The 9,749-nt window shown below is 70.6% G+C and carries 10 protein-coding genes and 1 pseudogene; 2 read left to right on the forward strand and 9 right to left on the reverse strand.

What is annotated here, in order from left to right; genetic code table 11:
- Positions 1 to 41 precede the first annotated feature (41 nt).
- Positions 42 to 692: a phosphoribosyltransferase gene (locus KUM32_RS19565; RefSeq protein ID WP_217143221.1), complete on the forward strand. Its 651-nt coding sequence runs from the start codon at positions 42 to 44 to the stop codon at positions 690 to 692.
- A 90-nt stretch (positions 693 to 782) separates the two neighbouring features.
- On the opposite strand, the gene KUM32_RS19570 is transcribed toward KUM32_RS19565, so the two are convergent.
- From KUM32_RS19570 to KUM32_RS19610, 9 genes are all read right to left on the reverse strand, one after another.
- Positions 783 to 986 carry a cold-shock protein gene (locus tag KUM32_RS19570; protein WP_217143222.1) on the reverse strand — a complete coding sequence of 68 codons (204 nt, stop codon included), beginning with the start codon at positions 984 to 986 and terminating at the stop codon, positions 783 to 785.
- A gap of 213 nt (positions 987 to 1,199) precedes the next feature.
- Complete coding sequence (locus KUM32_RS19575; protein WP_217143223.1) at positions 1,200 to 1,844, reverse strand: nucleotide exchange factor GrpE; 645 nt, start codon at positions 1,842 to 1,844, stop codon at positions 1,200 to 1,202.
- Positions 1,841 to 3,688 carry a molecular chaperone DnaK gene (dnaK, locus tag KUM32_RS19580; protein ID WP_217143224.1) on the reverse strand — a complete coding sequence of 616 codons (1,848 nt, stop codon included), beginning with the start codon at positions 3,686 to 3,688 and terminating at the stop codon, positions 1,841 to 1,843. The genes KUM32_RS19575 and dnaK overlap by 4 nt, the downstream gene beginning before the upstream one ends.
- A gap of 177 nt (positions 3,689 to 3,865) precedes the next feature.
- Positions 3,866 to 4,078 (reverse strand): hypothetical protein, encoded by a 213-nt coding sequence (locus tag KUM32_RS19585; RefSeq protein ID WP_217143225.1) that lies wholly within the window; start codon positions 4,076 to 4,078, stop codon positions 3,866 to 3,868.
- Positions 4,079 to 4,151: 73 nt separating this feature from the next.
- Positions 4,152 to 4,604, reverse strand: a complete 453-nt coding sequence (locus tag KUM32_RS19590; RefSeq protein ID WP_217143226.1) for a YbhB/YbcL family Raf kinase inhibitor-like protein — start codon at positions 4,602 to 4,604, stop codon at positions 4,152 to 4,154.
- Positions 4,605 to 4,735: 131 nt separating this feature from the next.
- Positions 4,736 to 5,746, reverse strand: coding sequence for a cyclopropane-fatty-acyl-phospholipid synthase family protein (locus KUM32_RS19595; protein ID WP_217143227.1), 1,011 nt, complete (start codon positions 5,744 to 5,746; stop codon positions 4,736 to 4,738).
- On the reverse strand, positions 5,734 to 6,450 hold the full coding sequence (locus tag KUM32_RS19600) for an aspartate/glutamate racemase family protein (RefSeq protein ID WP_217143228.1): 717 nt from the start codon (positions 6,448 to 6,450) through the stop codon (positions 5,734 to 5,736). The genes KUM32_RS19595 and KUM32_RS19600 overlap by 13 nt, the downstream gene beginning before the upstream one ends.
- Positions 6,451 to 6,474: 24 nt before the next feature.
- Positions 6,475 to 7,497 (reverse strand): squalene/phytoene synthase family protein, encoded by a 1,023-nt coding sequence (locus tag KUM32_RS19605; RefSeq protein WP_217143229.1) that lies wholly within the window; start codon positions 7,495 to 7,497, stop codon positions 6,475 to 6,477.
- Positions 7,494 to 8,210 carry a tRNA-dependent cyclodipeptide synthase gene (locus tag KUM32_RS19610; RefSeq protein ID WP_217143230.1) on the reverse strand — a complete coding sequence of 239 codons (717 nt, stop codon included), beginning with the start codon at positions 8,208 to 8,210 and terminating at the stop codon, positions 7,494 to 7,496. The genes KUM32_RS19605 and KUM32_RS19610 overlap by 4 nt, the downstream gene beginning before the upstream one ends.
- 788 nt (positions 8,211 to 8,998) lie before the next feature.
- Here KUM32_RS19610 and KUM32_RS19615 point away from each other — a divergent pair.
- Positions 8,999 to 9,577, forward strand: a pseudogene (locus KUM32_RS19615) (UbiX family flavin prenyltransferase); the annotation flags it as partial.
- Between the last annotated feature and the right edge of the window lie 172 nt (positions 9,578 to 9,749).

Genomic DNA, 9,749 nt, shown 5'->3' on the forward strand with positions numbered 1-9,749 from the left:
CGCACCCCTTTCGCCCGCGTGAGAAAGGCGGTCACCAGGCCATGCGATTCCGTGACCGTAGCGAAGCCGGCCAGGAACTCGCCCTCCGGCTCATGGAGTGGGCGTCCGAAGGCGAACTTCCCCACACCCTCGTACTCGCCCTGCCCCGGGGCGGTGTCCCGGTGGCGGCCCAGGTCGCACGGGCACTCGGTGTGCCGCTGGACGTACTGGTCGCACGCAAGATAGGTCTGCCCGGCCGGCCGGAGGCGGGTATCGGCGCGATCGTGGGCGACGACCCGCCGCTGTTCGACACACGGGCCCTGAGGATGCTCGGCCTGAGCGAGGACCGCCTCGTCCCGGACGTCGAACGCGAGCGCGCCGAACTGCACCGCCGCGCCCTGCTGTACCGGGGCGACCGCTCCGCGCCCGACGTCGAAGGCCGGACCGTGATCGTCGTCGACGACGGCCTGGCCACCGGCGCCACCGCCCGCGCCGCACTGCGACACCTGCGCCGCCTGAATCCCGCCCGGCTGATCCTCGCCGTCCCCGTCGGCGCCCCCGAGTCCTGCGCCGAGATGCGCTCGGAAGCCGACGACGTCATGTGTCTGTACCAGCCGCCGGACTTCCAGGCGGTCGGCCTCTGGTACGACGACTTCGAGCAGGTGAGCGACGACGAGGTGATCGGGACCCTCCGTGAACGGGCCGAGAGGTGAAGGAGGGCGCCCCGGCCGTCCGAGCCGGGCCGGGGACCGGCCTTGGCCAGTCCGCCGGTCTGGCCGACTGGCCCCGATCAGGCTGCCTGATCAGGCCGGGCTGACGTTCTCGGCCTGCGGACCCCTGTCGCCCTGGATGACGTCGAAGGTGACTTTCTGGCCTTCGCTGAGCTCACGGTAGCCACCGCCTGTGATGGCCGAGTAGTGGACGAACACGTCCGGACCGCCGCCGTCCTGCTCGATGAAACCGAAGCCCTTTTCCGCGTTGAACCACTTCACCGTACCGGTCGCCATGGCCTGTCTCCTTTGCTGGGGAACGAACGACGGGCGGCCCTGTGCCACCACGCCATGTGATGGATCATCGTCGTCGGTTCCGGCGCTGGGAAGCCGAAACGCTGGTCACCGCGCGGCCTCACCCCCGGATGTCACCACGGCCCCCGGGCTGTTCGTCCCGGGCCGGTCGCGCCGGGCGGCCGGATCCGGCGGGGGAGGCGTGCGCTCTCCTTCTCAGCCCCAGGCCCGGGTGTGGGGCGGGCCGGTGACGGAAACCTGGGCGGGGCGCAGAAGCTGCCCCCCGACGCGGTAGCCGCGCCGGAGCACCTCGGTGCAGACGGCACGGGGTGCCCGGTCCGACGAGCGGTAGGTGACGGCCTCGTGCACGGCGGGGTCGAAGGACTCCCCGGGTACCCCGACGGGTTGCAGGCCCAGCGCCGTGAGCCGTGCCCGGAGCAGGTCGGCCACGGCGCCGCTCGCGGTGTCGTCGATGTCCGGCCCGCGTGCCGCCTCCAGGGCGTCGAGTACGGGCAGCAGTCCGGACAGGACGTTGGCCACGGCGATCTCTCGGATCGCCAGCCGGTCGCGGCGCACCCGTTTGCGGTAGTTGTCGTACTCGGCCTTGAGCCGCTGCAGATCCGCGATGAGCTCCGCGTTCTCGCTGCGCAGCCCGGCTGCCTCACTCCGCGCGCGTCGCAGCGCGGCGGCCTCCGTTGCCGGGGCGGGCCCCTTCGAGGGGGTGCCGGCCGGCTCTGCCGGGGCCGGGCGGCGGGGCCGGAAGGCGACCGGGTCGATCCTCCGCCGGTCCTGGATGACGACCGGCGGCCTTCCGCCCGGCTTCCTCCCCGGCTTCCTCGGGGTGGAGGGATCCCGGTTCATTCGGTGCCTCCCTTCGCCTCGTCGTCGACGATCTCCGCGTCCACCACGTCTTCGTCGCCGGCCGTGCGGGCACCTCCTTCCTCCTTCGGTGTCTGCGCGGCACGCGCGTACAGGGCGCTGCCGATCTTCTGGGCGGCGGCGGTGGCCTTCTCGACGGCCGACCTGATCGCCGCGGTGTCCTCGCCCTTGAGCGCCTCCTTGACCTCCCCCAGCGCCGCCTCCGTCTCGGAACGGGCGTCCTCGGGGATGGTGTCGCGGTTGTCCCGCAGGAGCTTCTCGGTCTGGTACACGAGGCTCTCGGCCTGGTTGCGCGTCTCGGCGGCCTCCTTGCGGCGCCGGTCCTCGTCCGCGTACTGCTCCGCGTCGTGGACCATGCGGTCGATGTCCTGCTTGGGCAGCGAGGAGCCGCCGGTGACGGTCATCTTCTGTTCCCTGCCCGTGCCCAGGTCCTTCGCGGTCACGTGCATGATGCCGTTGGCGTCGATGTCGAAGGCGACCTCGATCTGCGGGACGCCGCGGGGCGCCGGCGGCAGACCGGTCAGCTCGAACATGCCGAGCTTCTTGTTGTACGCCGCGATCTCGCGCTCGCCCTGGTAGACCTGGATCTGCACGGAGGGCTGGTTGTCCTCGGCGGTGGTGAAGATCTCCGAACGCTTCGTCGGGATCGTCGTGTTCCGCTCGATCAGCTTGGTCATGATGCCGCCCTTGGTCTCGATGCCGAGGGACAGCGGGGTGACGTCGAGGAGCAGGACGTCCTTGACCTCGCCCTTGAGGACACCGGCCTGCAGGGCGGCGCCGATGGCGACGACCTCGTCCGGGTTGACGCCCTTGTGCGGGTCCTTCCCGGTCAGTTCCTTCACCAGGGCCGTGACCGCCGGCATACGGGTCGAGCCGCCGACCAGGATCACGTGGTCGATGTCCGACACCTCGATCCCGGCGTCCGAGACGGCGTTGTGGAACGGCCCCTTGCAGCGCTCCAGCAGATCCGCGGTCAGCTGCTCGAACTGGGCGCGCGTGAGCTTCTCGTCCAGGTGCAGGGGACCCTCGGCGGAGGCGGTGACGTACGGAAGGTTGATCGTCGTCTCGGTGGCCGACGACAGTTCGATCTTGGCCCGCTCCGCGGCTTCACGCAGGCGCTGTACTGCCATCTTGTCCTTCGACAGGTCGACGCCGTAGCCGTTCCTGAACTGCTTCACCAGGTGGTCGACGATCCGTTCGTCCCAGTCGTCACCCCCGAGACGGGTGTCACCGTTGGTCGCCTTCACCTCCACCACGCCCTCGCCGATCTCCAGCAGCGACACATCGAAGGTGCCGCCCCCCAGATCGAAGACGAGGATCGTCTGGTCGTTGCCCTTGTCCAGGCCGTAGGCGAGCGCGGCGGACGTCGGTTCGTTGATGATCCGCAGCACGTTCAGACCCGCGATCTGCCCCGCCTCCTTCGTGGCGGTGCGCTGCGCGTCGTTGAAGTACGCCGGGACCGTGATCACCGCGTCGGTGACGTCCTCGCCGAGGTACGCCTCGGCGTCCCGCTTCAGCTTCTGCAGGACGCGAGCCGAGATCTCCTGGGCGGCGTACCGCTTGCCGTCGATGTCACCGGACGCGGGGAAGTGCCACCCGCTCTCGCCCATGTGCCGCTTGACGGACCGGGCGGTGCGCTCCACGTTCGTCACCGCCTGCCGCTTGGCGACCTCGCCCACGAGCACCTCACCGTGCTTGGCGAACGCCACGACCGACGGCGTGGTCCTCGCGCCCTCGGTGTTCGCCACGACCGTCGGCTCGCCGCCCTCCAGGACGCTTACCACGGAGTTCGTCGTTCCCAAGTCGATGCCCACTGCACGTGCCATCGCAGCCTCCTCCCGGCCGCATCGCATGTGTCACTGATTCCTGCGTAAGACTCGAGTCGCGTGGAGTCAAGACCGGCGGGTTCGGTTCGGCGGGGGCAGTCACGGAAGGCGCCGCTGTCCTGCTCCCTGGCCGGGCCGCGGCCCGCGTCGCACAGGGCGCGGTCACGGGCCTGCCGTTCACGCTGCCGCCCGCTGTAGGTGGCTTGGCGCACGGCGTCTTCGGTGACCAGGCCGGCCGAGAGCGCCCGCGACGATGCCCATGGCGGACGACGTCCAGGCCGGCACGGCGTAGTCACCGGCCCCTGCCGGATGGCCGAGTCCGGAGGCGAGGTATCCGGCGTCGATGACGACGAGGGCGGCCACCGGTGCCAGTCCGTACACCGCGTACATGCGCACCCCAGGTGGTTGTGCAGCAGCCAGCCGGCCATGTCACTGCCGGCTCGGGCAGCCGCCGCCTCAGCGTTCAGCGTTGGTACAGCCCCACCAGGGTGCCGCTCGCGAGCTGTTGTCCGTCCACTGCCTGGTGGACCTGGGCGGCTGTGGGCGAGTCGGGCAGGACGCACGGGTCCCGCAGGGCGTAGAGCCTGAAGAAGTAGCGGTGCGCCTCGTCCCCGGGAGGGGGCTGCGGGCCGCCCCAGCCCTGTTCACCGTAGCCGTTGGTGAGTTCGGTTCCGCCGGGCGGACACTGGCCCGCGTCGACGCCGTCGCTGCGGGGATCGATGCCGACCACCACCCAGTGCGTGAAGGTGCCCGACGGGGCGTCGGGGTCCTCGCACAACAGCACCAGTTCGGCGGCGTCGTCCGGTACGCCGCTCCAGGTGAGCGGAGGGGAGACGTTGTCCCCTTCGTACGCGTACCGGCGGGCGATGAAGGAGTGGTCGTCGAAGGCGCTGCTGCTGAGATCGATTCCGGCCATGTCTCCCGGAGTACCCGCCCCGTTCCGGGCATACCCCATCGTAAGGGGCGGCTGTCCCGCTCCTGGGTGCTCCGGCGGGCTCCGGGGTGCTCCAGGGGGCTCCGGGGTGAGGGTGCCGACGCGGTCGAACGTCACGCCGGGCCGGCTGGTGAGGGGGTGCCGCTCGGCGGCGGAGCCGGGCCGGCCGATGACGCGTGCTTTCGCTCCGCGTATCCGGGCCGGCCGCCGCTGGTGGCCCGGACCGCGGCGGTGATCACCACGTAGCCGAGCTCGCGCTCGGCCCGGGCCAGTCCCTCCACGAGCGCGGTCATCGAGGCGACGGCCGCTACCCCGTAGGCGCTCGTCAGGGGGCGCCGCCGCTCGACGACCGCCCGGCGAGTCCGCAGGCTGCTGGGCCGGACCCGCTCGCTCAGGTCCTCCACACCGACCGGGTCGAACCCCGCGGCGTCGAGGAGCGCCAGCAAACGCTCCGGCGTGGAAACATGCATGGACGGCACTTCCGCCGAGGCCGGTCGGCTCTCCGCCGAGGCCGGTCGGCTCTCCGGCGGCGCGGGGAGGCGGGTCAGGTCGGCCAGCACCAGCAGACCGCCGACCCGCAGGCAGCGGGCGGCCTGCGCCAGAGCCGCTCCCTTGCCGCGCGGGCCCGGTGTGTCCGGAAGGTGTGTGAGGACCTCCATCATCACGGCACGGTCGAACGAGTCCGCGGGGAAGGGGAGCGCGGTCGCCTCGGCGTGGTGGAAGACCAGGCGGTCGCCGTGCCGTGTCGTCGCCGCGCGGCGACGGGCGGTGGCGAGTTGCCGGACGGCGATGTCCGTACCGGTGACCGCGCAGCCGGTCTCCTCCGCGAGCAGCCGGGCGGGCTGCCCGGTGCCGCAGCCGATGTCGAGCAGTTCCGTCCCGGGTCCGAGCCTGAGCCGTTCGCCGACCAGCCGGGTCAGCCGGTCGGCGGCCCGAGCCAGTGGCGCCGGATCCGCGGGGCCGTCGAAGTACCCCTTGTGCAGGGCGTCCGTTCCCGACGCGGACGCGCAGAAGTCCGTGACCAGGTCGTAGAAGTCCTCCACAGCGTGCTTGTCCCCGGACGGCTCGGCGCGTGCCGGTCCCGCTCCTCGCTCGTCCTGCTCGTCGTCTCTCAGGACAGCCATGTCATCTCCGGCGGCGGTGTGTACGTGGTCCGGCTCGGTCGTACCTTCATGCGCACGGCGCTCTCCAGCCAGGTGAGGGCGGCGCCGGTGGGGTCGACGACCGGGACGTACCGCCCGTCGGCCGCCAGCAGGTCCTGGAGCGCCGAGGCGACGCCGATGAATCCGGTGCAGCCGAGCACGATGACATCGGCTTCACCGGCGGCCACGGCCTGTGACGCCTGGGCGTAGAGGTGGTCGACCAGGGTGGCCTGATCGTGTACGGACAGTACGGGGGTGTTGATGACCCGCACGGAGCCGCAGCGTTCGCTCAGCGCGTCGTGCCGGATCAGCTCGTGGAAGATGGGCACCACGCCGGGCAGCACGCTGATGACCCCCACGCGGTGGCCCAGTCCCAGCGCGGTGAGCAGGGCGGGCTGGAAGCCGCCGACGACGGGGATGTCCACCACCTCGCGGGCGGCGTGCACGACCGGGTCGCCGGCGCAGTCGATGAACACCCCGTCGCTCCCGGAGGCCGCGGCCTTCACCACCTCGGCCAGGATCGCGGGCCCGGCCAGGGCGATCTCGTAGCGGGAGGCGACCGATCCCACGCCGTCGCCGAGCGCCACGACCTGCAGTTCGGTGCCGGGGGCGGTCCATTGTTCGCATTCCCCGCGGACCAGCGGGAGGTGCTCGGCGCTGCCGGGCATGACGACGGTGAGCTGCATGGGGCTCCGATCACGGGCGGAGTGTCAGGGCTGGACGTCGGGCAGAGGGCGGCGGGCGTCCGGGGGCCGCGGGGTGGTCAGGCGCTGTGTGATCACCCGGGTCAGCCCCAGGGAGAAGCTGGCGCCCGAGGACGCCGCGCACATCAGGTGCGCCCGGGGCGGGGTGCGGAAGATGTCGTAGTCGGACTGGATGATGCGTTCCAGGGAGAACCGGCCCAGTCGTACGTACTGCCGGGGCAGTTCCCGGGCGGGAGGGTCGACCAGCCGCCACCAGTCGGCGGCCTCGGCGAAGTACCGGCCGGCCCGCTCCACCTCGAAGCGCACCAGGTCCCGCAGCGTCGGGGTCATCCGCGCCCGCCGTGCCGCCCGCTCCACCTCGTCCCGGGTCAGGCCGAACGCGGTCAGATCCTCCAGCGGCAGGTAGAGCCGCCCGTCGCCGAGGTCCTCGGCCAGATCCCGCAGGTAGTCGGTGAGCTGCAGCCCGAAACTCGCGGCCGCCGCCTTCCGCTCGGCCTCGGGCTCTCTTCGCCCCCCGGGCATGAGCAGTGCGTTGCCCCACAAGACCCCCTGCACGCACACGCCGTGGATGTACCTCTCCAGATCGGCGAACAACGGGTACTGTCCGACCTCGAGATCCGTGCGGATGGTCGCCATGAAGGTCCGGACCGAGTCCGCGGGGATGTCCCAGGTGCGCACGAAGTGGCCGAAGGCGTGGGCCAGATGCCGTCCCATCCGGCTCTGTCCACCGACCGTGCCGTCGGCCCAGGGATCGTCACCGGCCATCAGCGCGAACACGTTCCGCTCGTACGCCTCCGCCCGCGCCCTCCGCTCGGTGACCGGCAGGTCCGGGTCGTCGACGATGTCGTCCACGTACGTGGAGAAGGCCAGAATCGCGTCCCAGTACGGGCGTCTGTCCGGAGCCAGCAGCATCCGGGCCGCCGGATACGCCGCCGAGTTGCGCTTCCGCAGGAAAGCGCCGCACGCCGCGTAGGCCGCGAACAGGTGGGGGTCGGTCAGGCCTGCGGCCCGGATCTCCTTGGCGGTCATGTCGTGCTCCCCTTCTGCCGGTCTTCGGCGTGCTGTTCCGGGCGGATCACCGCGTATCCCTGCTGCTCCGGGGCGCGCAGCCGGGACCGCCCCGCGAACAGGTCGTCCGCCAGCGGGATCCGCTGGTGGTAGAAGCAGAGGGACGACGGCACTCCGAAGATCTCTGCCGAGCCCAGGAAGAACGGCAGTTCCGCTGTGATGTACCGCAGCGCGTGTTCGAGCTGTTGAGGCGTCGGGTCGTAGCCGGGCCGTCGGGCCAGCAGCACCTCCCGGCTCATCCCCAGTGCGGTCGCCCGCAGCCGAAGGTCGTCGGTCAGCATGCCCTCGGCGCTCGCCAGCAGCTTCTGGTAGCAGCTTCGGGTGCTCAGCTCCGACATGCGGTGCACCCCGTCGACGCCCCTCGGGCTCCCGGTCGCCTCCCAGGCCCGCAGGACCCGGTTGCGCAGCACGCTCGTCTCCGCGTGTGCCTTCTTCGCTGCCTTCTCGGCCGGATATCCCAGGGCCACGTACGTGTGCACCAGGGCGGAGTCAGGGATCACCACGTCGACCTGCTTGAACTCCGCGCACAGCCAGCCGAGCAGATCGGTCAGCAGACCGACCCGGAAATAGCTGTTCCCGGGACTTACCCCGACGACGACATGCTCCCTTTTCCCGTACACCGCTTGGCAATTCTCGCTGTACGGTTCCACCACAAAACAAGGATCACTTCTCATTGGAGCCCTTTCCCTTTACGGCAGGCCGCACGGACCGGCCGACCCGAACGCCTCCGCGGACACGAAGTGCACTCTGCGGTGCCGCCTCTGATTTAGGCGTGCCGCGCCTGCACGGCCCCGTATGTCCCCGGGCGGAGAATGCTCGGAACCGCGCGATGTCGCCGCCGGAGGAGTGACGTGGGCGGCGGGAAACGGAGAATCACGTGTGCCCGTATTCGGCCACACACCCGGTGGTTCACCTCCGTGGGGAGGTGTGCTCGTACCAGAAGCAGGACGGGTGGTCGTCGTCGCGTGCAGAAGCGCTGACGGCCACAGGGAAAGAAATGACAATCACACTGAAAGTCCGGGGCGGGACCGTAGGACATGGCCCCCTCCCTCCCCGGATAATCGCGTCCACATCTTCTGAAGGGCAGTGGTGACTGTCCCAGTTCTGTGGTTACCCGCTTTCCCCCTTCCGTGCTCTCACTCGAATGGGCGATTCTGTCGTCGCGGCCCTTGAAAAGTCTGTCCATAAACAGCTCATCGTGTTTCCCCGGTGCGGGTGCCGAGCTCCTCTGTGCGACGGTGGCCGCGTCCGCCGAATCCATGGCGGAGTCCGGCGCCTGACGCCCTGGCGAAGCGCTCCCGTCGCGACGCGAGCCTGTGGCGTCCCCCGGCTTGCGTCTGCCGCCACGACGCCACTCCCGCCCTCCTGCTCGATGAGCGCGCTTGTTTGGGACGTACACGTACTTTATCGTGAGGGTGATAGGACGTGTACGTCGCAATGAGCTTGGAAGGAGGGCGGCAGAGTGAAGCTGGCCGTCGCCATGACCGGAGCCACGGGGGCACCCCTCGCGGTGCGCCTGCTGAAGGCGCTGAGAGAGCTGGGCGTCGAGACGCATCTGATCGTCAGCCGGTGGGCAAGGGCCACGCTGGTGCAGGAGACGGGACTCTCGCTGCGCGACGTCGAGGCGCTCGCATCGGTGTCCTACAGCCCTGACGACCAGGGGGCGGCGGTCTCCAGCGGATCGTTCCGGATGGACGGCATGGTGGTGGTGCCGTGCAGCATGAAGACGCTGGCCTCGATCCGCACCGGTTACGGAGAGGGGCTGATCGGCCGCGCCGCGGACGTGATGCTCAAGGAGCGGCGCCGACTGGTACTCGTGGCCCGGGAGACCCCGCTGTCGGCCGTGCACCTGGAGAACATGCTGGAGCTGACGCGGATCGGGGCCGTGATCATGCCGCCGGTCCCCGCGTTCTACAACCAGCCTTCGACCATTGCCGACATCGTCGAGCACATCGTCACCCGCGTCCTCGACCAGTTCGACCTGGACATGCCCACTGCCAGGAGGTGGCAGGGCATGAAGCCGGCCGCGAACCGGGCCCGTTCGCCCCACGGCGGCGGTGACGCCAACGGTCTCCTTGCGGGCGCCGCTGCCACCGCTTCCGCACCTTCCGTTGCTCCAGCGGCCCGGCCCATCCCCCTCCTGACCCCTCCAGCCCCCCGCCTGCCCCCTCCAGCCCCCCCTGGCCCCACAGGCCCCGACCGCACCGGTACGT

This window comes from Streptomyces sp. AC627_RSS907, assembly GCF_019049165.1.

What these genes read in the sequence shown, in the direction of transcription:
- KUM32_RS19565 (WP_217143221.1), top strand. Translation starts at nt 42, where the DNA reads ATGCGATTCCGTGACCGTAGCGAAGCCGGCCAGGAACTCGCCCTCCGG.
- KUM32_RS19595 (WP_217143227.1), bottom strand. Translation starts at nt 5,746, where the DNA reads ATGGCTGTCCTGAGAGACGACGAGCAGGACGAGCGAGGAGCGGGACCG.
- dnaK (WP_217143224.1), bottom strand. Translation starts at nt 3,688, where the DNA reads ATGGCACGTGCAGTGGGCATCGACTTGGGAACGACGAACTCCGTGGTA.
- KUM32_RS19590 (WP_217143226.1), bottom strand. Translation starts at nt 4,604, where the DNA reads ATGGCCGGAATCGATCTCAGCAGCAGCGCCTTCGACGACCACTCCTTC.
- KUM32_RS19610 (WP_217143230.1), bottom strand. Translation starts at nt 8,210, where the DNA reads ATGAGAAGTGATCCTTGTTTTGTGGTGGAACCGTACAGCGAGAATTGC.
- KUM32_RS19600 (WP_217143228.1), bottom strand. Translation starts at nt 6,450, where the DNA reads ATGCAGCTCACCGTCGTCATGCCCGGCAGCGCCGAGCACCTCCCGCTG.
- KUM32_RS19575 (WP_217143223.1), bottom strand. Translation starts at nt 1,844, where the DNA reads ATGAACCGGGATCCCTCCACCCCGAGGAAGCCGGGGAGGAAGCCGGGC.
- KUM32_RS19605 (WP_217143229.1), bottom strand. Translation starts at nt 7,497, where the DNA reads ATGACCGCCAAGGAGATCCGGGCCGCAGGCCTGACCGACCCCCACCTG.
- KUM32_RS19585 (WP_217143225.1), bottom strand. Translation starts at nt 4,078, where the DNA reads ATGTACGCGGTGTACGGACTGGCACCGGTGGCCGCCCTCGTCGTCATC.
- KUM32_RS19570 (WP_217143222.1), bottom strand. Translation starts at nt 986, where the DNA reads ATGGCGACCGGTACGGTGAAGTGGTTCAACGCGGAAAAGGGCTTCGGT.